Annotated in this window: 19 protein-coding genes; 13 read left to right on the top strand and 6 right to left on the bottom strand. The window is 74.5% G+C overall.

Annotated features, from left to right (window positions below; all coding sequences use genetic code 11):
• The first annotated feature begins 2 nt into the window (after positions 1–2).
• Positions 3–1,724: a TRAFAC clade GTPase domain-containing protein gene (locus ACH01S_RS13135; protein WP_067890078.1), complete on the top strand. Its 1,722-nt coding sequence runs from the start codon at positions 3–5 to the stop codon at positions 1,722–1,724.
• A gap of 269 nt (positions 1,725–1,993) precedes the next feature.
• Entirely contained in the window at positions 1,994–3,220 is a 1,227-nt protein-coding gene (locus ACH01S_RS13130) for a multidrug effflux MFS transporter (protein WP_067890075.1), read from the top strand.
• Here the strand turns inward: ACH01S_RS13130 and ACH01S_RS13125 are convergent.
• Positions 3,217–3,825 carry a TetR/AcrR family transcriptional regulator gene (locus ACH01S_RS13125; RefSeq protein ID WP_067890073.1) on the bottom strand — a complete coding sequence of 203 codons (609 nt, stop codon included), beginning with the start codon at positions 3,823–3,825 and terminating at the stop codon, positions 3,217–3,219. The two genes, ACH01S_RS13130 and ACH01S_RS13125, sit on opposite strands and share 4 nt — an antisense overlap.
• Positions 3,826–4,003: 178 nt before the next feature.
• Here ACH01S_RS13125 and ACH01S_RS13120 point away from each other — a divergent pair, with 178 nt between their 5' ends.
• Genes ACH01S_RS13120 through ACH01S_RS13110 form a run of 3 tightly spaced genes read left to right on the top strand, consistent with a single transcriptional unit; the run spans position 4,004 to position 8,135 of the window.
• Complete coding sequence (locus tag ACH01S_RS13120) at positions 4,004–5,089, top strand: S1C family serine protease (protein ID WP_083980634.1); 1,086 nt, start codon at positions 4,004–4,006, stop codon at positions 5,087–5,089.
• Between the two features lie 55 nt (positions 5,090–5,144).
• Positions 5,145–7,445, top strand: a complete 2,301-nt coding sequence (locus ACH01S_RS13115) for an FdhF/YdeP family oxidoreductase (RefSeq protein ID WP_067890071.1) — start codon at positions 5,145–5,147, stop codon at positions 7,443–7,445.
• Positions 7,446–7,454: 9 nt separating this feature from the next.
• Positions 7,455–8,135, top strand: coding sequence for a DUF1707 SHOCT-like domain-containing protein (locus ACH01S_RS13110; RefSeq protein ID WP_067890069.1), 681 nt, complete (start codon positions 7,455–7,457; stop codon positions 8,133–8,135).
• A gap of 15 nt (positions 8,136–8,150) precedes the next feature.
• Here the strand turns inward: ACH01S_RS13110 and ACH01S_RS13105 are convergent, their stop codons facing one another.
• Entirely contained in the window at positions 8,151–8,852 is a 702-nt protein-coding gene (locus ACH01S_RS13105; RefSeq protein WP_067890067.1) for a TetR/AcrR family transcriptional regulator, read from the bottom strand.
• A gap of 121 nt (positions 8,853–8,973) precedes the next feature.
• Here ACH01S_RS13105 and ACH01S_RS13100 point away from each other — a divergent pair, with 121 nt between their 5' ends.
• Entirely contained in the window at positions 8,974–9,990 is a 1,017-nt protein-coding gene (locus ACH01S_RS13100) for an alcohol dehydrogenase catalytic domain-containing protein (RefSeq protein ID WP_067890064.1), read from the top strand.
• Here the strand turns inward: ACH01S_RS13100 and ACH01S_RS13095 are convergent.
• Together ACH01S_RS13095 and ACH01S_RS13090 are read right to left on the bottom strand one after the other, a co-directional pair.
• The gene (locus ACH01S_RS13095; RefSeq protein ID WP_067890061.1) at positions 9,977–11,371 is read right to left on the bottom strand and encodes an amidase; all 1,395 of its coding nucleotides are present in this window, start codon (positions 11,369–11,371) and stop codon (positions 9,977–9,979) included. The genes ACH01S_RS13100 and ACH01S_RS13095 overlap by 14 nt on opposite strands.
• On the bottom strand, positions 11,368–12,384 hold the full coding sequence (locus tag ACH01S_RS13090) for a D-2-hydroxyacid dehydrogenase (protein ID WP_148344595.1): 1,017 nt from the start codon (positions 12,382–12,384) through the stop codon (positions 11,368–11,370). The genes ACH01S_RS13095 and ACH01S_RS13090 overlap by 4 nt, the downstream gene beginning before the upstream one ends.
• Positions 12,385–12,680: 296 nt before the next feature.
• Between ACH01S_RS13090 and ACH01S_RS13085 the strand changes: the two genes are divergently transcribed.
• The 5 genes from ACH01S_RS13085 (at position 12,681) to ACH01S_RS13065 (ending at position 16,836) form a co-directional block, all read left to right on the top strand.
• Positions 12,681–13,163: a DUF3830 family protein gene (locus ACH01S_RS13085; RefSeq protein WP_218010241.1), complete on the top strand. Its 483-nt coding sequence runs from the start codon at positions 12,681–12,683 to the stop codon at positions 13,161–13,163.
• Between the two features lie 16 nt (positions 13,164–13,179).
• Positions 13,180–13,941: a maleate cis-trans isomerase family protein gene (locus ACH01S_RS13080; RefSeq protein ID WP_067890055.1), complete on the top strand. Its 762-nt coding sequence runs from the start codon at positions 13,180–13,182 to the stop codon at positions 13,939–13,941.
• Between the two features lie 29 nt (positions 13,942–13,970).
• Complete coding sequence (locus ACH01S_RS13075; protein ID WP_067890052.1) at positions 13,971–14,768, top strand: maleate cis-trans isomerase family protein; 798 nt, start codon at positions 13,971–13,973, stop codon at positions 14,766–14,768.
• 20 nt (positions 14,769–14,788) lie between these two features.
• A complete protein-coding gene (locus tag ACH01S_RS13070) occupies positions 14,789–15,448 on the top strand; it encodes a GntR family transcriptional regulator (protein ID WP_067890049.1) in 660 nt (219 codons plus the stop codon).
• A 134-nt stretch (positions 15,449–15,582) separates the two neighbouring features.
• Positions 15,583–16,836: an aspartate aminotransferase family protein gene (locus ACH01S_RS13065; RefSeq protein ID WP_067890046.1), complete on the top strand. Its 1,254-nt coding sequence runs from the start codon at positions 15,583–15,585 to the stop codon at positions 16,834–16,836.
• 102 nt (positions 16,837–16,938) lie between these two features.
• Here the strand turns inward: ACH01S_RS13065 and ACH01S_RS13060 are convergent, their stop codons facing one another.
• The gene (locus ACH01S_RS13060; RefSeq protein ID WP_067890114.1) at positions 16,939–17,613 is read right to left on the bottom strand and encodes a TetR/AcrR family transcriptional regulator; all 675 of its coding nucleotides are present in this window, start codon (positions 17,611–17,613) and stop codon (positions 16,939–16,941) included.
• 54 nt (positions 17,614–17,667) lie between these two features.
• On the opposite strand from ACH01S_RS13060, the gene ACH01S_RS13055 reads away from it, so the two are divergent.
• Positions 17,668–19,104: an MFS transporter gene (locus ACH01S_RS13055; protein WP_067890043.1), complete on the top strand. Its 1,437-nt coding sequence runs from the start codon at positions 17,668–17,670 to the stop codon at positions 19,102–19,104.
• A complete protein-coding gene (locus ACH01S_RS13050; protein ID WP_067890041.1) occupies positions 19,101–19,478 on the top strand; it encodes a cupin domain-containing protein in 378 nt (125 codons plus the stop codon). The genes ACH01S_RS13055 and ACH01S_RS13050 overlap by 4 nt, the downstream gene beginning before the upstream one ends.
• A gap of 7 nt (positions 19,479–19,485) precedes the next feature.
• Here the strand turns inward: ACH01S_RS13050 and ACH01S_RS13045 are convergent, their stop codons facing one another.
• A complete protein-coding gene (locus tag ACH01S_RS13045; protein ID WP_067890039.1) occupies positions 19,486–20,631 on the bottom strand; it encodes a CaiB/BaiF CoA transferase family protein in 1,146 nt (381 codons plus the stop codon).
• Between the last annotated feature and the right edge of the window lie 36 nt (positions 20,632–20,667).

Below are 20,667 nucleotides of genomic sequence, written 5' to 3'. Positions count from 1 at the left end.
CGGTGAACCCCGTCATCGCCGTCCTGCTGATCGCCGTGTGGGCCGCCGCCATGTGGCTCGGGTTCATGTACGTGTTCCCGGTCCTGTTCGCCGGGACGCTCGTCGCCGCCGGCGCCGCCGCCCTCGGCCTCTACTACCTGCACGCGTGCCGGACGCTCGCGCCGTCCACGCTGGACGGCCCGTCCCCGGTCGCCGAGCCGGCGGTCTCCTACCGGCACTACCTGCTCGGCCAGGTGTGGCGCGACTGGTGGACGATCAGCCGAACCGTCGTCCCGCAGGTGTACCGGACGGCGCGGGGCGTCGTCGTCAGGCTGACGCGCGTCCTGCTCGGCGGCTTCTGGGGCTTCTTCCTGTTCCCCGTCTGGCTCGGCCTGTGCGCGGGGATCGTCGCCGCCGCCGTCCCCGCCGCCGTGTTCGTGCTGGCGCTGACCGTCCTCTACGGGGTGGCCGCCGCGACCGGGCTCGCCGTGTGGCTGGCGTGCGTGCTCGTCCTCGCCGCCGTGGAGCGCCTGTTCATGATGTACGGGCGGATCCTGCAGACCTGCCCGCACCCGTTCTGCTACGAGCGGATCGCGCTGCCCGAGTACGAGTGCCCCGGCTGCGGCGCCCGGCATCCGCGCCTCACGCCCGGGGCGGGCGGCGCGTTCCGGCACGTGTGCCGGTGCGGGGCGCGGCTGCCGACGACCGTCCCGCTCGGACGGTTCCGCCTCGCCGCCTACTGCCCGCACTGCGGCGGGCGCCTCCCCGAGCGGATCGGGCGGGTCCGGGTGGAGCCGCTGCCGTTCGTCGGCGGCCCGGCCGCCGGGAAGACCACGTTCATGGTCCTCGGCATCCGGGCGCTGCACGCGCGGGTCCGCGCCGTCGAGGGGCGGCTCGCGTTCGTCGAGCGGCGGCACGCGCAGGCGTACGCGGGCGCGATCCGCGAGTTCCAGCGCGGCGGGCGGCTCGCCAAGACCGGCCCCGAGCTGCCGCTCGCCACCATGGTGGACGTCGAGCTGCCCGGCCGCGCCCGCCGCATCCTCTACCTGTTCGACCCGGCCGGGGAGCACTACACGGGCGCGACGGAGGTCGAGTCGCTGCGCTACCTCGACCACGGCGAGGCGCTGCTGTTCGTCGTCGACCCGTTCGCGCTCCCGCAGCTCCGCCGGGCGCTGACCGGCGACGAGCGGCGGTTCGTCGAGCGGTCCGCCGGATCGTCGGAGGAGGACCCGGCCGACACGCTGCAGCGGGTGCTGAACGAGCTGCGGTCGCGTCCCGACCAGGGGCGGCAGAAGCGCGTCGCCGTCATCGTCACGAAGACCGACCTGCTCGCCCGCACCGAGATCGGCCGCTGCCTCGCCGGCGACGCCGACCTGCGCGACTGGCTCGGCCGCGTCGGGCTCGGCAACACCGTCCGGACGCTCGACCAGGTCGCCGGGCAGGTGCGGTACTTCGCCTCCGGCCTCGGCTCCGAGCCCGCCGACGTCGCGGAACTGCTCGGCTGGGTGACCGGGCTGGCCGCGAACGGCACCGCGAACGGCGCCGGGACGGTCGCCGACGTCCCGCCCGACCCGCCGGGCACGGCCCCCCTGCGCGCCCCCTGGCCGGTGCGCGGACGCGACTCGTCCCGCGTCCCGGTCGGCTACACGGTCGGCCGCTGGGCCGTCCTCTCCGGCCTGTCGCTCCTGACGGCGGCCACCCTGACCGGCGCGGTGATAACGGCAGCCCAACGGTTGGGCTTCTAGCCCAGGGGGGCGACCTGCTAGCCCAGGGGGGCGACCCCCTGGAACCCCCGTTGGTCGCGAGGGGCCGTTTCCCGTTCCGCGTTCGCGGCCCGGGAAACGGCCCCTCGCTCCTCGGGTCGTGCGGCCGGAGGGCGTGGCCGCCCTCCGGCCGCACGACCCGTCGCACCTCGGCGCGTGTGTGATGCACCTCACTTCCTGACGTGGAAGATAACGGTGTGTCATTGGATTACTGGTTTGTAGCGCGCTCGCCCACATCTGGAGATCCCCCCATGACGCAGACGGCCGGACCGGTGTCCGAGACCTCGCAGGACCGTCCGGCGGACCGGCGGCTGGTGCTGATCGGCGTGCTCGGGGCGCTGACCGCGCTCGCGCCGCTGTCGATCGACATGTACCTGCCCGCGCTCCCCCGGCTGACCTCGGACCTGTCGACCGGCGCGGCGCAGACGCAGCTCACGCTGACCGCGTGCATCGTCGGGCTGGCCGTCGGGCAGGCCGTCGCGGGGCCGCTCAGCGACGCCTTCGGACGCCGCCGCCCGCTGCTGGTCGGGCTCGCCGCCTACGCCGCCGCGTCGCTGCTGTGCGCCGCCGCGCCGACCGTCGAGACGCTGATCGCGCTACGGCTGGTGCAGGGCGTCGCGGGCGCGGCCGGGATCGTGATCGCGCGGGCGATCGTCCAGGACCTCTACGACGGCGTCGCGGCGGCCAAGTTCTTCGCCGCGCTGATGCTGGTGAACGGGCTGGCGCCGATCCTCGCGCCGGTCATCGGCGGGCAGTTGCTGCGGCTGATGCCGTGGCCGGGCGTGTTCGCCGTCCTCGCCGGGATCGGGGTCGCGCTGTTCCTCGGCTCGCTGCTCGGGCTGCGCGAGACGCTGCCGCCCGGGGAGCGCGAGACGGGCGGGCTGCGCGCGACCGCGCGGACGTTCCGCGAGCTGGCCGCCGACCGGGCGTTCGTCGGGTACGCGCTCACGCTCGGCATGGCGTTCGCCGCGCTGTTCACCTACATCTCCGGGTCGCCGTTCGTGCTGCAGGACATCTACGGGCTGTCCCCGCAGCAGTTCAGCGTCGTCTTCGGCGTCAACTCCCTCGGGATCGTCGCGGCCGGGCAGCTCAGCGGGACGCTCGCCGGACGGGTGGCGCTGCGGAGGCTGCTCGCCGCCGGGCTCGTCGTCGTGGCGCTCGGCGGGGCCGGGCTGCTCGTCGCAGTGCTCGCGGGCATGGGCCTGCGCGGGGTGCTGCCCGCGCTGTTCCTCGTCGCGTTCGGGGAGGGGCTCATCGGGCCGAACGCGACGGCGCTGGCGCTGTCCGGGCGCCCGCCGCGCGTCGCCGGGAGCGCGTCCGCGCTGCTCGGCGTCGCGACGTTCGCGCTCGGCGGGGCCGCCGCGCCGCTCGCCGGGATCGCGGGGCCGGACACCGCCGTCCCGATGGCCCTCACGATCGCCGCCGTGGCGCTGCTCGCGGGCGCCGCCACCGCGTTCGCCGGACGCGCGCCGCGCTAGGCCAGACCGGCGAGGACGAAGTCGGCGACCTCGTCCGCGAGCCGCTCGGCGGGCTTCGGCCCGTCCGCCCGGTACCAGGCGGGCATCTGGTTCACCATGCCGAGCGCGACGATCGTGACCGTATCGGCGGGCGTGCCGCCGCCGAACGCGCCGTCGCGCCGGCCCCGCTCGACGAGCGTCCGGAACGTCAGGTGGTAGCGGCGGCGGTCCTCGCGGACGGAGCGCATGCGGGCGTCGTCCAGCCGGTGCATCTCGCGGGTGAACACCTTCGCCTCGTCGATGTGCTCGGCGGTGCTGACGATCAGCCCGGTCAGCGCGGCGCGGAGGGCCTCGCGCGGCGGCAGCCCCCGGTCCAGGACAGCGCGGAGGTCGGCGAGCTGCCGCGCGATCAGCGAGCGGTGGATCTCGTAGAGGAGGTCGTGCTTGGAGTCGAAGTAGTGGTACAGGGCGCCCTTGGTGACCTCGGCCTCGTCCACGATGCCCTGCACGGACGTCCCGTCGAAGCCCCGCTCGGCGAACAGCCGCAGCGCGGCGGCGAGGATGCGCCGCTCCACCGCGCTCCGCCGGACGGGCGCCACGGACTCCGGAACCGCCCGGTCGGTCATCGCCGCCTCCTCGCTCTCGGTCCGACGGCCCCTAGCTTGCCAGGAACCGACCGGTCGGTATGCCCTCCCCCGGCGCCGATCGCGCGCTCCGGGTTCGGCCATCGAACCGGGCCGCGCCGTCGTCCGGACTAATCCCGAGGAATCGGGAATCATTGGGTGAAACGAGGAGGAGGTCGAGGTGAGCGAGGACCCCGTGCGCCGCGCGGCCCGGGCCGCGATCCCGATGCTCCTGCTCGCGCTGCTGGCCCTGCTGGTCCCCGGCTGCGGGCTGACGGAGGGCGCGGGCCCGGCGGACGCCCCGCCGCCCGGCACCGCGACCGCCACCAAGCACGCCAAGCCGAGCGGCCGCCGTCCCGGCGTCGTCAACATCGAGACCGAGCAGTCCCTCGACGGCACCCGCGCCGCCGGGACGGGCATCGTGCTCAGCGCGGACGGCCTCGTGCTGACCAACAACCACGTCATCCAGGGCGCCACCCAGATCAAGGGCACCGACACCGACAACCGCCGGGGCTACGCCGCGAAGGTCGTCGGCTACGACCGCGCCGGGGACATCGCGGTGATCCGGCTGACCGACGCGTCCCGGCTGAAGCCCGCCGTGTTCGCCTCGGCGGCGGACGTGGCGGTCGGCGACCCGGTCACCGCGGTCGGCAACGCGGGCGGCAAGGGCGGGACGCCCACCGTCGTCACCGGGCTGGTGACGGCGCTGGAGCAGTCCGTCACCGCGCGCGACGACAGCACCGGGACGTCCGAGCGGCTCACCGGCCTGATCGAGACGAACGCGCCGATCAAGCCCGGCGACTCGGGCGGGCCGCTGCTGGACACGTCCGGGAAGGTCATCGGGATCAACACCGCCGCGTCGTCGGGGTTCACGATGGACGGCGGCGAGCGCAGGAAGGACCACCGCGGCTACGCCATCCCGTCCGACCGGGCCCTCGCCGTGGCGCGGCGGATCGAGCGCGGGGAGGCGTCGGCCACCGTGCACATCGGGCCGACGGCGCTGCTCGGCGTGAAGGTCCGGGCCAACGGGCGGTCGCCCGGCGCGCTGGTCGCCGAGGTGGTGCCGGGGACGCCCGCCTACGCCGCGGGCGTCCCGGTCGGCGGGGTCATCCTCGGGCTCGGCGGGCAGGCCGTCGACTCGCCCGCCACGCTCACCGGGCTGATGCTCGCGCGCCATCCGGGGGACGTGGTCCAGCTGGAATGGGCCGACCGGCAGGGCGTCCGGGCGGCCGCCCCCGTCCGCCTGACGGAAGGCCCCCCGCAGTGACGTGCGGCGGCATGCGAAAGTAGGGCATGCCCAGCCGACCGCGAGGATGTGTGCGATGAGCCGCAAGGCGCCCGACGACGACTTCGACGACACCGGTCTCCGGGTCTCCCGGCCGAAGGAGTGGGCCGCGGGCGTGCCCGGCGTCACGGCCGCGCTGCGGCAGTCCTACGACCAGATGGGCGTGACGCGCACCGCGCTCACGCTGCTGCGCGTCAACCAGAAGCAGGGGTTCGACTGCCCCGGCTGCGCGTGGCCGGAGGGCGACCGCCGGCACGTCGCCGAGTTCTGCGAGAACGGCGCGAAGGCCGTCGCGGAGGAGGCGACGACCCGGCGGATCACCCGCGAGTTCTTCGCCCGGCACACCGTCGCGGAGCTGGCGGAGCGGTCCGACCACTGGCTCGGGCAGCAGGGGCGGCTGACCGAGCCGATGCTGAAGCGCGCCGGGTCCGAGCACTACGAGCCGGTGCCGTGGGACGAGGCGTTCCGCCTGCTCGCCTCCGAGCTGACCGCGCTCGACTCGCCCGACGAGGCCGTCTTCTACACCTCCGGCCGGACGAGCAACGAGGCCGCGTTCGCCTACCAGCTCTTCGTCCGGGCGTTCGGCACGAACAACCTCCCGGACTGCAGCAACATGTGCCACGAGTCGTCCGGGTCGGCGCTCAGCGAGACGATCGGCATCGGCAAGGGCTCGGTCCTGCTGGAGGACCTGGACCGGGCCGACCTGATCTTCGTCGTGGGCCAGAACCCGGGGACGAACCACCCGCGCATGCTGTCGGCGCTGGAGCACGCGAAGAGGGCGGGGACGCGGATCATCGCCGTGAACCCGCTGCCCGAGGCGGGGCTGATGCGGTTCAAGAACCCGCAGCGGCCGTCCGGGGTGGCCGGGCGCGGCACGCCGCTCGCCGACCGGTTCCTGCAGATCCGCCTCAACGGCGACCTCGCCCTGTTCCAGGCGCTCAACCGGCTGCTCCTCGAATCGGACGCGCCGGACACCGTCGACCACGAATTCCTCGACGAGCACGTCCACGGGTTCGAGGCGTTCCGGGAGCACGTCCTCGGCCTGGACTGGGACGACGTGCTGGAGGCGACCGGCCTCACCCGCGGCGAGATCGCGGCGGCGCTCGGCGACGTGCTCGGCGCGAAGCGGATCATCGTGTGCTGGGCGATGGGCCTCACCCAGCACCGCAACTCCGTCCCGACGATCCGCGAGATCGTGAACTTCCTGCTGCTGCGCGGCAACATCGGCCGCCCCGGCGCGGGCGTCTGCCCGGTGCGCGGGCACTCCAACGTCCAGGGCGACCGGACGATGGGCATCTGGGAGAAGCCGAAGCCGGAGTTCCTGGACGCGCTCGCCGCCGAGTTCGGGTTCGAGCCGCCGCGCGAGCACGGCCTCGACACCGTGGACGCGATCCGCGCCATGCGCGACGGCCGGGCGAAGGTGTTCCTCGGGATGGGCGGCAACTTCGTCCGCGCGACCCCCGACTCGGCGGTGACCGAGGCGGCGCTGCGCTCGTGCCGGCTGACCGCGCAGGTGTCGACGAAGCTCAACCGGTCGCACGCCGTCACCGGCGACACGGCGCTGATCCTGCCGACGCTCGGCCGGACCGAGCGCGACGAGCAGGCGTCCGGGACGCAGTTCGTCTCCGTCGAGGACTCGATGGGCATGGTGCACGCGTCCCGGGGGCGGCTCGCGCCCGCGTCCGCCGACCTGCTGTCGGAGGTGTCGATCGTGTGCCGCCTGGCCAAGGCCGCGCTGCCGGGCTCGGGCATCGACTGGGACGCGATGGAGCGCGACTACGACGTGATCCGCGACCACGTGTCCCGCGTCGTGCCCGGCTTCGCGCGCTACAACGCGCGCGTCCGGCAGAAGGGCGGGTTCACGCTGCCGCACGCGCCGCGCGACGAGCGCCGCTTCCCGACCGCGACCGGCAAGGCGAACATGACGGTGAACGAGTTGGAGGTGCTGCGCGTCCCGGAGGGGCGGCTGCTGCTCCAGACCGTCCGGAGCCACGACCAGTACAACACCACGATCTACGGTCTCGACGACCGCTACCGCGGCATCAAGGCCGGGCGCCGCGTCGTGTTCGTCAACCCGGACGACCTGGCCGCGCTCGGCGTGGACGACGGCGCCGTGGTCGACCTCGTCTCCGAGTGGTCGGACGGCGTGGAGCGGCGGGCGCCGTCCTTCCGCGTCGTGGCCTACCCGACCGCGCGGGGCTGCGCGGCGGCGTACTTCCCGGAGACGAACGTCCTCGTCCCGCTCGACAGCACCGCCGACGTCAGCAACACGCCGACGTCGAAGTCGGTCGTCGTCCGCTTGGAGAGCGGCTCGCCGGGCGGTGCGGGGGCGGTCTAGGCTCGGCGCATGACGAACCTCCCCGAGCCCTCCGGCGCGTCCGGGACGCCGGAGATGCGGGCCGGTGACGCCGACCGCGAGCGGGTCGCCCAGGTGCTGCGGGACGCGGCGGGCGACGGGCGGCTGACCCTCGCCGAGCTCGACGAGCGGCTGGACGCGGTGTACGCGGCCAAGACCTACGCGGACCTCGCGCCGATCACCCGCGACCTGCCCGCGCCCGGCGACGCCGCCCCGCTCCCGTCCGCCCCGGCGTCCGGCGCCCCGGACCGGCGGCCGGTCGAGGGCGCACCGTCCTGGTCGACCGGGATCGGCGTCATGAGCGGTTTCCGCAGGTCGGGCGTGTGGAACGTGCCCCAGCGGTTCCGCGCGTTCGCGTTCTGGGGCGGCGGCAAGATCGACCTGCGCGAGGCGCGGTTCACCGAGCCGGTGACCACGATCACCGCGCTCGCCCTGATGGGCGGGTTCGAGATCATCGTGCCGGACGACGTGACCGTGCACGTCAAGGGCATCGGCATCATGGGCGGCTTCGACCAGCGGGCGAGCGGCCCCGGCGTGCCCGGCGCGCCCACGGTCGTCGTCAAGGGCTTCGCGTTCTGGGGCGGCGTCGGGGTGAAGCGCCGCCGGACGAAGCAGCAGAAGGAACTGGCGAAGCGGCAGAAGGAACTGGAGCGCGACTCCGACGACGAGTAGCGCCCCGGCCGTCCGCTAGGGCTCGCCCGCTGCGATCCGGTCGAGCCATTCGCCGAGCAGCGCGGCCTCGGGGCCGCTGAGCCGCGCCGGCGGGTCGGCGCGCAGCGCGGCCCGCAGCGCCACGGCGCGCTGGGCCGCCGACGCCGACGCCGCCTCTTCGCCCGCCTCCCCGGCCGGGACGGTGATCGCCGCGAGGACCGCCTCGCGCGTCCGCTTGGAGAGGTCCGCGCCGCCCTCGCCGGAGACGATCAGGAGCGTGACCCCGACCCCGGCGGCGCTGATCATCCCGGCGGCGGTGTCCACCGGCACGCGCAGCCGCCCGGCGCGGGCGACGGCCTCGACCAGCCCGAGCAGGATGGCGTGCGCCTCCTTCGCGATGGGCGGCCGGCGGGGCGTCCCGTACATCAGCGTGTAGAACTCGGGGTGCGCCCGGCCGAACTCGACGTGGACGTCCCAGCCCTGCCGCAGGTCGTCGACCGGGTCGCCGGTCGGGGCCTGCGCGCGCTTGCTCGCGAGGTACTGCTCGAACCCGTGGGCGGCGACGGCGTCGAGCAGCCCGGCCTTGTCGCCGAAGTGGTGGTAGAGGGTCGGCGCGCCGACGCCGGCGGCGGCGCAGACGGCGCGGGTCGAGACGTCCCCGCCGCCCGCCTCGGCGAGCAGCCGCGCGGCGGCGCGGACGATCCGGTCGCGCGTGTCGGGGTCCTTCGGAGCGGTCACGAAATCAATGTTACAGACTTCCGCCGAGCGCCGTTTGCAATCGTGTTTAGCAGAGCTATAGTCGTTGATATACCACCGCTACGAGCGGTGGTGCCTATCTGACGACTGAGAGGGATGCGCCATGCGCAGCGCCGTGCTTTCTTCCCCCGGCAAGCCGCTGGAGATCGTCGAGCGGGACGTCCCCGAGCCCGGCCCCGGCGAGATCCTGGTCAAGGTCATCGCCTGCGGGATGTGCTACTCCGAGGTGAGCCAGTTCCAGGGCCACTATCCGTTCGCGAGGTTCCCCGCCGTCCCCGGGCACGAGATCAGCGGCGTGGTCGCCGCGCTCGGCGAGGGCGTCGACTGGCCCGAGGTCGGCACGCCCGTGGGCGCCGCCTGGATCCACGGGTCCTGCGGGCACTGCGACCAGTGCGTCCGCGGCGACCAGATCCTGTGCACGGGCGCGCCGAAGCAGATCACCGGGGTCACCACGGACGGCGGCTACGCCGAGTACTTCGTCGGCCGCGCCGGTTTCGTCACCCCGCTCCCGGCGGGCCTCGACCCGGTCGCGGGCGCGCCGCTGATGTGCGCCGGGATCACCGGTTTCAACGGCCTGCGGCAGGCGGGCGTGGCGGCCGGGTCGAAGGTCGCCGTCGTCGGCACCGGCGGCGTCGGGACGATGGCCCTGCGCTTCGCCGCCGCGATGGGCGCGCGGGTCGCGGTCGTGTCGCGCTCCCGCCGCGCCGAGAAGGCCGCGCTGGACGCGGGCGCCGAGCTGTTCGTCGCGACCGCCGAGCGGGACCCGGCCGACGCGCTGAACGGCTGGGGCGGCGCCGACGTGGTGGTCAACACCACGCCCGACACCGCCGCCGGGCTCGCCGCCTTCGGCGGCCTGCGCCCCGGCGGAACCCTGCTCTACCTCGGCGTGGGCGCGGAGGACGTCGCCGTCCCGCCGGTCGCGCTGGTGATGAACCGGCAGCGGGTCATGGGCGTCCCGTCCGGCTCGCCGCACGACCTGCGCGACACGCTCGCGTTCGCGGTGGCGCACGGGATCGTCCCCGAGGTCACCCCGGTCGCGCTGGACGACGCGCCCGGCGTCCTCGCCGCGATGGACGCGGGCGCCCACCGCGGCGGCCGCGCCGTGATCACGTTCGGCTGAACCGCTTCCACGGGTACGCCCGCTCGTAGGCGGCGCAGGCGGCCATGACCAGGGCGTCGGCGTGGCGGGCGCCGACGACCTGGAGGCCGACCGGCAGGCCGCCGGAGGTGAAGCCGCAGGGCACGCTCGCGGCGGGCTGCTGCGTCATGTTGAACGGGTAGGTGAACGGGGTCCAGCTCGTCCAGCGCGGGGACGGCGACCCCGCCGGGACCTCCGTGCCCGCCTCGAACGCGGCGATCGGCATCGTCGGGGTGAGCAGCAGGTCGTAGCGCTCGTGGAACAGGCCCATCAGGCGGCCGAGGTCCATCCTGCGGGCCGTCGCCGTCAGGTAGTCGACGGCCGAGTACCGCGCGCCCCGCTCGCAGATCTCCCGCAGCCCCGGGTCGAGCCGCTCGCGCTCCGCCGCCGACAGGTGCTCGACGACCTTCGCCGCGCCCGCGAACCAGAGCACCTCGAACGCCTCGACCGGGTCGGCGAAGCCCGGATCGGCCTGCTCGACCTTCGCGCCCAGCGCGGCGAACGCCTCGGCCGCCGCCGCGACGGGCGCCGCGACCTCCGGATCGACCCGCGCGAACCCGAGGTCGGGGCTGAACGCGACGCGCAGGCCGGTCAGGTCGTCCGGTCCGCCCTCGGCGAACACGACGTCCGGCGGCGGCAGCGCCGACCAGTCCCGGCCGTCCGCGCCGCAGATCGCGTCGAGGAACAGCGCCGCCTCGGCGACGGTGTTGGTCATCGGGCCGGTGTGCGCGAGCGTCCCGAACGGGCTCGCCGGGTAGTGCGGGACGCGCCCGTACGTCGGCTTGATCGTGAACGTGCCGGTGAACGCGGCCGGGATGCGGACCGAGCCGCCGCCGTCCGTGCCGAGCGCGAGCGGCGCCATGCCCGCCGCGACGGCCGCCGCCGCGCCGCCGCTCGACCCGCCGGGCGTGCGCGCGGGGTCCCACGGGTTGCGCGTGACGCCGGTCAGCGGGCCGTCGGTGACGCCCTTCCAGGCGAACTCGGGCGTGGTGGTCTTGCCGACGAACACCGCGCCCTGCTCGCGGAGGCGGGCGACGGCGGGCGAGTCCTCGTCCCAGGGGCCCGCCGGGTCGATCGTCGTGGAGCCGCGCAGGGTCGGCCAGCCGCGGGTGAGGAAGACGTCCTTGATCGAGACGGGCACGCCGTCCAGCGGGCCGAGCGGCGCGCCGCGCCGCCTCCGGTCGGCCGACGCGCGCGCCATGTCGAGGGTGGTGTCCGGGTCGACCAGGCAGAACGCGTTGAGCTCGGGATCGTCGCGCTCGATCCGCGCGAGGACGGCCGCGGCCGCCTCGACCGGGGACAGCGTCCCCGCCCCGTACGCCGCCAGCAGTTCTGTCGCGGTCAGGTCGGCCGCGTCGGTCATGGCTCCCCCCTCTGGTTCTGTGTGTCGTCCGAGCCGACGTAGCCGAGCCTCTTGTCGACGACGTTGCGCAGCGGGCGGCCGGACACGTAGCGGCCGAGGTTCTCGGTGAACAGGCGGACCAGCTCGTCCCGCCAGCCGACGACGTCGCCGGACATGTGCGGGGAGACGATCACGTTCGGCATGTCCCACAGCGGCGAGGACGGCGGGAGCGGCTCGTCCTCGAAGACGTCGAGCGCCGCGCCCGCGATCCGCCCGGCGGACAGGGCCTTGACGAGGTCGGGCTCGGCGACCAGCCCGCCGCGCCCGACGTTGACCAGCCGGGCGGACGGCCGCATCCGGTCCAGCGCGGCGGCGTCGATCATGCCGCGGGTCTGCGCGGTGAGCGGCGCCGCCAGCACGACGTAGTCGGCGTCGGCGAGCGCCTCGCCGAGCGCCGCCACCGACTTCACGACGCCGAAGTCGGGGTCGCCGTCGCGGGCGGTGCGGCCCGCGCCGCAGACGGCGAGGCCCGCCGCCGACAGCCGGCGGGCGATGGCGCGGCCGATCGGCCCGGTGCCGACCACGAGCGCGCGGGCGCCGGTGATCCGCTCGGTCTCGCGGTGCCGCCAGCGCCGCTCCCCCTGGAGCCGGACGGTCGTGCCCAGGTCCTTCGCGAACGCGAGCACCAGGCCGAGGACGTATTCTGCGATCGGCTCGTCGAAAACGCCTCGCGAGTTGGTGACAACCACATCACTTTCCGTGAGGGCGGGGAAGGCCAGCCGGTCGACCCCCGCGCTCGCGATGTGGACCCAGGACGGGCCGCCCGCGGACGGCCACGAACCGGCCACCGCGTCGGACAGGAAATCCCACATGAAGAACACGTCGGCGTCCGGCAGGGCGTCCGCGAGCTGCGGTTCGCGGACGTAGCGGACGCGGCCGAGCCGCTCGGCCTCGGCCATCTCGCGCGGCTGGACGTCGCCCGTGAGCACCACCACGTCGGGCGGCGCGGCGGGTGTGGGCAGGGCATGCTCCATCGGCGCCACTTTCAGGGAGTGCTGAATTTACGTGAAGGCAACTCGGGGAGGCATTGACACGCTAGGAAGCGTTCGTAGGATTGTCAACAATCAGCGCGGTGCCCCGCCAGCCCCGGTCACCGCAAAGAGATCGTGTGCTGTAAGACCGTCGCAACCGCTGCCAAGCAAGGCCAGGACGGATCCCAGAGCGCTCTAACTGCCGTGGGGGTCTCCCCCACCGAAACACGGAGAGTCCTTCGGGTGGCGACGCTCTCGCCCACCCCTGTGCACGGGGAGGTCCCAGCATGCCCAAGCTCATGACCATCACTCTGGAGCGCCGCGGCGTCTCATGCGTCGCGGAACTGCTGGAGAAGGACGCGCCGCGGACGTGCGAGGCCGTATGGCGCTCCCTGCCCCTCGGCGGCGACGCCTACCACGCCAAGTACGCGCGCAACGAGGTCTACACGATGGTCGAGCGGTTCACCGAGGACGAGGTCGGCCTGGAGAACCCCACCGTCACCCCGATCCCCGGCGACGTCGTCTACTTCTCGTTCGCCGGCGGCATGCTCGACCGCCGGTTCAAGGAGGAGAAGGGGATCCACGGGCTCCCCGGCGTCATCGATCTCGCGATCTTCTACGGGCGCAACAACCTGCTGCTCAACGGGGACGTCGGCTGGGTTCCGGGCAACGTCTACGCGACGATCGTCGACGGCCTCGACCGGATGGCCGAGGCGTGCAACGACGTGTGGCGGTCCGGCGGCGTCGGCGAGCGGCTGGTCTACAGCCGCGCCGAGTCCTAGAGCGGTGGCCCCGCAGATGGCATTCGACCCCACGCTGGTCGTCGGCCCCGAGCTGCTCGCCCAGCACGGCATCGGCGTGGTCGCGCCTTTCGACTTCGCCCTCGACCGCGAGCTGTGGCGGTGGACCCCCGACGACGTGTCCCTGTTCATGACCCGCCTCCCGTACGTGCCGGTGCCGGTCACCGTGGAGATGGCCTCCGCGCTGTCGGACCAGTCGATCGTCCGGCAGGCGACCCGGGACGTGCTCGCCCCCGAGCCGCTCGCCGTCGCCTACGCCTGCGCGTCCGGCAGCTTCATCCGCGGCAAGGCGGGCGAGCTGCAGCTCAACCAGGCCATGACGGCCGCGGGCGCGCCCGTGTCGACGACGACGTCCGGCGCGCTCGTCGAGTCGCTGCGGCTGCTCGACGTCCGGCGGATCGCGGTCGTCACCCCCTATATCGACGCCGTCACCGAGCGGCTGGTGTCGTTCCTCGGCGAGTACGGCATCGAGGTGGTGTCGTCCGTCGGGATGGGGCTGCTCAGCCACATCTGGAAGGTCGGCTACGGCGAGATCGTGTCCGCGGTGTCGTCGGTCGACCGGCCGGAGGCCGACGCGGTCTACATCAGCTGCACGAACGTGCCGACCTACGACATCATCGCGCCGCTGGAGCAGATGATCGGGAAGCCCGTCCTCACCGCCAACCAGGTGACGATGTGCACGGCGCTGCGCGCGATGGGCCGCTCGGCGGCCGGTCCCGGGCAGTCGCTCGTGCGGCTCGCCCCGTCCACCGCGGCATGATCGACACGAGCGTTAGGATGAGCGATCCCATGCGTCAGAACTCCTTGAGCGCCGGCTTCCTCTACCCCGGCTTCAGCGCCGAGGACGACTACCCGGCCATCGAGCGCGCCCTCGGCGGCGTGAGCCTGCCGGTCGTCCACACGCTGATGCGGGAGGACGCCCACCGCGTCGACGCGCTGCTCGACATCGGCGGCGCCGACGTCCTCGGCGACGGGGCGCGGACGCTGCGCGGCACCGGCGTCCAGGCCGCCGTGTGGGCGTGCACCAGCGGGAGCTTCGTCTTCGGCTGGGACGGCGCGGCCCAGCAGGTCGCGGGCGTCGCGGAGGCGGCGGGGGTGCCCGCGTCCAGCACGTCGTTCGCGTTCGTGCACGCCGCGAGGGCGCTCGGCCTGAGCAGGGTCGCGGTCGCCGCGACCTACCCGGCCGACGTCGCGGAGCGGTTCGTCGCCTTCCTCGGGCACGCCGGGATCGAGGTCGTGGCGCTGTCGTGCCGCGGCATCGTCACCGCCGCCGAGGTCGGCACCCTCGGCCGGGACGAGGTGCTCGCCTTCGTCGCGGCCAACGACCACCCGGACGCCGAGGCGGTGCTCGTGCCCGACACCGCGCTGCACACCGTGTCCTGGCTCGACGAGCTGGAGGCGCGGGTCGGCAAGCCGGTCCTGACCGCGAACCAGGTGAGCGTGTGGGAGGGGCTGCGCCTCGCGGCGGGCCCGGCGGGGCTCGCGCCGCGCACCGGGCTCGGCACGCTTTTCGCGGCGCCCGCCCCCGTCCCCGGGCCCGCCGCCACGCCTGATGACGAGCGGGGAAGCCGTACCCCGCAGCTATAAGACGAAAGGGGCCCGCAGCAATGGGCCAGTTGGGTGAGCTGGAACCTGTCCCCCGGAAGTCCACCGTCGAGATCGTCTCGGACGAGCTGCGCTCGGCGATCATGTACGGGTCGCTGGCGCCCGGCGCCCAGCTCGGCGAGGCCGAGCTGGCCGGGCGGCTCGGCATCAGCCGGGGCCCGCTGCGCGAGGCGATGCAGCGGCTCGTCCAGGAGGGGCTGCTGGTCAGCGAGCCGCACCGCGGGCTGTTCGTGATCACGCTGGACGAGGGCGACGTCGAGGACGTCTACCTCGCCCGGCTCGCGATCGAGCGGGAGGCGTGCCGGCTCATCATGGAGCGCAACCGGGGCGAGGCGGTGGCCCGGCTCACCGACGCCCTGGACGCCCTGGTCGACGCCGCGAGCCAGCGCGACCGGGTCGCGATGAGCGACGCCGACCAGGCGTTCCACGAGGTGCTGGTCAGCTCGTCGGGGAGCCAGCGGCTGGAGCGGATGGCGCACACGCTGCTGGTCGAGACGCGGATGTGCCTGAACGCGCTGCAGGACACCTATCCCGAGCCGTCCGAGCTGGTCGAGGAGCACCGCAGGCTGGTCGACGCGATCGGCGACGGCGAGGAGGAGCGGCTGCTGAAGCTCATCGAGGAGCACATGACCGACTCCATCGACCGGCTCCGCGTCGGCTAGCGCGCGGGTCACCGGGCGGCCGGGGCAGCGGGCGGCCGGGCCACTGGACAGTCGGCCGTCCGGCCACCTACATTGCAGATTGTCGACAATCTACCGCCAGACCCGATCACCAGACCCGATCATCGGAGGGACGCATGGCAACGCTCTCACCCCTGCTCAAGCAGGCGACCCCCGTCCTGGCCGAGCGCGGCGAGGGCGTGTACCTCTACGACACCGACGGCCGCCGCCACCTGGACTTCACGGCGGGCATCGGCGTCACCAACACCGGGCACTGCCACCCCCGCGTGGTCGAGGCGGCGCAGAAGCAGGTCGCGACGCTGATCCACGGCCAGTACACGACGGTCATGCACGAGCCGCTGCTGCGGCTGGTCGACGCGCTCGGCGAGGTGCTCCCGGACGGCCTCGACTCGCTGTTCTTCCTCAACAGCGGCAGCGAGGCGGTCGAGGCGTCCATCCGGCTGGCCCGGCACGCGACCGGACGGCAGAACATCGTCGTCTTCCACGGCTCCTTCCACGGCCGGACGATGGGCGCCGCCGCGCTCACCACGGCGGGCACCAAGTTCCGCGCCGGGATCGGCCCGCTGATGCCGGGCGTCGCCGTCGCGCCGTTCCCGCAGGCGTACCGGTACGGCTGGTCCGAGGACGAGGCGGTCCGGTTCGCCCTCCGCGAGCTCGACTACCTGCTCGCGACGGTCAGCCCGGCGTCCGACACCGCCGCGTTCATGGTCGAGCCGGTGCTCGGCGAGGGCGGCTACATCCCGGCGCCGCCCGCGTTCCTTGAGGGGCTGCGCGAGCGCGCCGACCGGCACGGGATCCTGCTGGTCGTGGACGAGGTCCAGACCGGCTTCGGCCGCACCGGCCGCTTCTGGGGCCACCAGCACTCCGCGGCGCGCCCCGACGTCCTGATCACCGCGAAGGGGCTGGCCAGCGGGTTCCCGCTGTCGGCGATCGCGGCCCCGGCGGCGCTGATGGAGAAGGCGTGGCCGGGCTCGCAGGGCGGCACCTACGGCGGCAACGCGGTCGCCTGCGCCGCCGCGCTCGCGACGCTGCGGGTCGTCCAGGACGAGGACCTCGTCGGCAACTCGGCCCGGCAGGGCGCGCGGCTGGGCGACGGGCTGCGCAAGGTCGCCGCCGACCACCCGGTGATCGGCGACGTGCGCGGGCTCGGGCTGATGCAGGCGAGCGAGTTCACCGGCGCGGACGGCGAGCCCGACGCGGCCGCCGCGCAGCGCGCGCACAAGGCCGCCGCCGAGCGCGGCCTCCTGCTGCTGACCTGCGGCGCGTACGGGAACGTCGTGCGGATGATCCCGCCGCTGATCGTCACCGCGGAGCAGGTCGACGAGGCTCTCGGGCTGTGGTCCGCGGCGGTCGCCGACGCGGTCGGCTGACACCGCCCGAGGGGCGCGGCGCCGCCTCCCATGGACTCCGTGCCACGGACGTGAGCACGGGCCGGGGAGGCGGCGTCGGCCTTTTCGGCGCCCGACCGGGCCTCAGCCCGCCCGGACGAGCCCGTCGACGAGGGCGCGCAGCCCGTCGAGGTAGGTGTCCTCGGCGGTGAGCGCCGCCCAGCGGCCGCCGAGCGAGGCCAGCCTCGGCAGCTCGTCCGGGTCGAGGTCGGCGAACAGGCGGTCGCGGTAGGTGGGGCGGTCGTCGCGGTCGCGCCTGCGGCCGGACGCCGCGCGGATCATCAGCTCCCCCGCCATGTGGTACCAGATCGCCCGGTAGGCGTGGACGGCCCGCTCGACGCCGAGCCCGCACTCCACGAGCGCGCCGATGATCCGCTCGACGTACCAGAGCGCCGACTCGGCCAGCAGGTCGTCGGCGGAGAGCAGCTCCACGACCCACGGGTACGCGGCGAGGACGTCGCGGATCGCGGCGGCGAGGACGACGACGCGTTCCCGCGGGTCGGCGGGCAGCTCCGGCCTGCGCATCGACCGGGAGGCGTAGTCGTCCAGCAGCAGGACGAGCAGCTCCTCCTTGTCGCGGACGTGGTGGTAGATGGCCATGGGGGTGCTTCCGACGTCCCGGGCCAGGCGGCGCATGGTCAGGCGGTCGACGCCCTCCTCGTCCACGATCCGGCGGGCGGCCTCGACGATCTCCGCGCGGGAGATGCGCGGCGGCCTGCCGCGCGGGGCGGACGGCGGCTTCGCGGGCGGCTGCGGCATGCGGTCCATCATTCCGGCTCGACATCCGGCGGTGTGCCGGGCTATTTTTCTTACATGTACAAAAATACTCGGGGACATCCAGGGGCCGTGCTGGCGGCCGCGTCCGCCGCCCAGTTCGTCGTCGCGCTGGACATGGCCGTGGTCAACGTCGCGCTGCCCGCCGTCCGGGCCTCGCTCGGCTTCGCGCCCGTCGACCTCGCGTGGGTCGTGCACGTCTACGCCCTCGCCTTCGGCGGGTTCCTGCTGCTCGGCGGCCGGGCCTGCGACCTGTACGGGCGCCGCCGGCTGTTCGCCGGCGGGCTCGTCCTGTTCGGGCTCTGCTCGCTCGCGGGCGGGCTGGCGCAGGCGCCGTGGCAGCTCATCGCCGCCCGCGCCGGGCAGGGCCTCGCCGCGGCGGCGGTCGCGCCCGCCGCCCTCGCGCTGCTCGCCACCACGTTCACCGAGGGCCGCGCCCGCGTCCGCGCGCTCGGCGTGTGGAGCGCGGTGAACGCGGCGGGCGGCGCGCTCGGCGTGCTCGCGGGCGGCGTGCTCACCGAGTACGCGGGCTGGCGGTGGGTGATGTTCGTCAACCTGCCGATCGTGGCGGTCGCGCTGGCGCTCGTCCCGGCGGGCGTGCCCGAGTCGCGCAGCCCCGGGCCCCGGGAGCGGATGGACGTCCTCGGCGCGGTGCTCGCCACGTCCGGGATCGGGCTGCTGGTGTTCGGGGTCGTCCGCACCGACGTCCGGGGGTGGACGTCCGCCGCCACCCTCGGGACGCTCGCCGCCGCCTTCGCGCTGCTGGCCGCCTTCGCCGCCGTCGAGGCGCGGACGCGGTCCCCGCTCGTCCGGCTCGGCCTGCTGCGCAGCCGCTGGGTGGGCGGCGCGAACGTGATCGTCTTCCTCGCGGCGGCGGGCCAGTTCGCCGGGTTCTACTTCGTGTCGCTGTACATGCAGGAGGTGCTCGGGATGGGCGCCGCCGCGACCGGCGCGGCCTTCCTCCCGTTCTCGGCCGGGGTCGTGCTCGGGACGGTCGCCGCCACCCGGATCGGCGCGGCCCGGTCGCCGCGCGCGTCGCTGGTCCCGGGGGCGGTGCTCGCGGCGGCGGGGCTCGGCTGGTTCGCGCTGGCGAGCCCGGACGGGAGCTTCCTCACCGACGTCCTCGGCCCGTCCGTGGTGGGGAGCGTCGGGATCGGGCTCGTCCTCGCGCCCGTCGCGGCCGCCGCGACGACCGGCGTCGCGGCGCGCGAGGCGGGCATGGCGTCCGGCCTGCTGAACAGCTCCCGGCAGCTCGGCGGCTGCGTCGGCGTCGCCGCGCTCGCCACCGTCGCCGCGCACCGCACCGGGGCGGGCACGTCCCCGGCGGCGCTCAACGACGGCTTCACCCTGAGCCTCGCGGTCGGCGCGGGGCTGTTCGCGCTGGCCGCGCTCGTCGCCCTGGCACTCCCCCGCCGTGCCGCCGTGGACTCGTCCGCCGCGGTCGCGGAACCCCGACTGGAAGGAACACGCTCATGAAGACGATCGACATGTTCGCGTCCGCCATCGCGTTCCACCCCGAGGGCGGCGTCCGCGCCGCCGAGCGGCGGATGACCGAGGGCGACGGCTCCTGGCAGGTGGGGACGTTCCACGTGGAGACCGACGCCGACGTCCACGCCGACCTCTGGGAGATGCACCCCGCCGCCGAGGAGGCGGTCTGCTGCCTGGACGGCGGGCTGCGGGTCTACTTCCGCGCGGCGGAGCCCGGCGGCGCGGAGGAGATGGTGCGGCTCACCGCGGGCACGGCGGTGATCGTGCCGCGCGGGCGCTGGCACCGCCTCGAACTCGACGGGCCGAGCGACATCATGTCCATCGCGCTCCGCCAGGGCACGCGCCTCGAAAAGCGGGCCTGACGGCGGATCAGGACTGGGCCACGGCGCCTTCCTTGAGGAGGGTCTCGGCGTCCTCGAAGCCGAGGTCCTCCAGGACGGCGCGGGTCTGCCCGCCGGGCAGGACGGGGACGCCGTCCGTCCCGGCGGGCGTGCGGGAGAAGCGCGGGGCCGGGGCGGGCTGGCGGTGCCCGGCGAGCTCGGGGAAGACGTCCCGGGCCGTGTTGTACGGGTGCTCCGCCGCCTCGGTCATCGACAGGACGGGCGCCACGCAGGCGTCGCTCGGGACGAAGACCTCCGTCCACTCGTCGCGGGTCCTCGTCCGGAACACGGCGGCGAACCGGTCGCGCAGGACGGGCCACCCGTCGCGGTCGTGCTGGGCGGGGAGGTCCTCGCCGGCGAGGCCGACGAGGCGGAGGAACTCGGCGTAGAACTGGGGCTCGATGGCGCCGACCGCCATGTGCCCGCCGTCGGCCGTCTCGTAGACGTCGTACCAGGGGGCGCCGGTGTCGAGCATGTTGACGCCGCGCCGGTCCTCCCAGAGGCCGCCCGCGAGGAAGCCGTGGATGAACGTGGACAGGTGCGCCGCGCCGTCGACGATCGCCGCGTCCACGACCTGGCCGCGCCCGCTGAGCTTCGCCTCAAGCAGGGCGGAGAGCACGCCGACGACCAGGTACATGCTGCCCCCGGCGAAGTCGCCGAGCAGGTTCATCGGGACCTGCGGCGGTCCCCCGGCGCGGCCGATCGCGTGCAGCGCGCCGCTGATCGCGATGTAGGCGACGTCGTGGCCCGCGGTGTGGGCGAGCGGGCCGTCCTGCCCCCAGCCGGTCATCCGGCCGTAGACGAGGCGGGGGTTGCGGACGAGGCAGGCGTCCGGGCCGACCCCGAGCCGCTCGGTGACGCCGGGGCGGAACCCCTCCAGCAGCACGTCGGACTTCTCCACGAGGCGGAGCACGACGTCCCGGCCGAGGTCGTGCTTCAGGTCGACCGCGATCGACCGCTTGCCGCGGTTGGTGAAGTCGGTGCCGCCGGACGCCGCCCCGTCCCGGACGGCGGACGCCCGGTCCACGCGGATCACGTCCGCGCCGAGGTCGGCCAGCAGCATCGCGGCGAACGGGCCCGGCCCGATCCCGGCCAGCTCGATCACCCGTACTCCGGCGAGGGGCCCGTTGCCCATCTGCGACTCCCTGAATCTGGTTCGGTTCCCCCCAGT

This window comes from Actinomadura chibensis NBRC 106107 (genome assembly GCF_001552135.1).
GTDB lineage: Bacteria > Actinomycetota > Actinomycetes > Streptosporangiales > Streptosporangiaceae > Spirillospora > Spirillospora chibensis.
The sequence above is the reverse complement of the archived record's forward strand: the minus strand, read 5'-3'. Positions and strand labels throughout refer to the sequence as shown.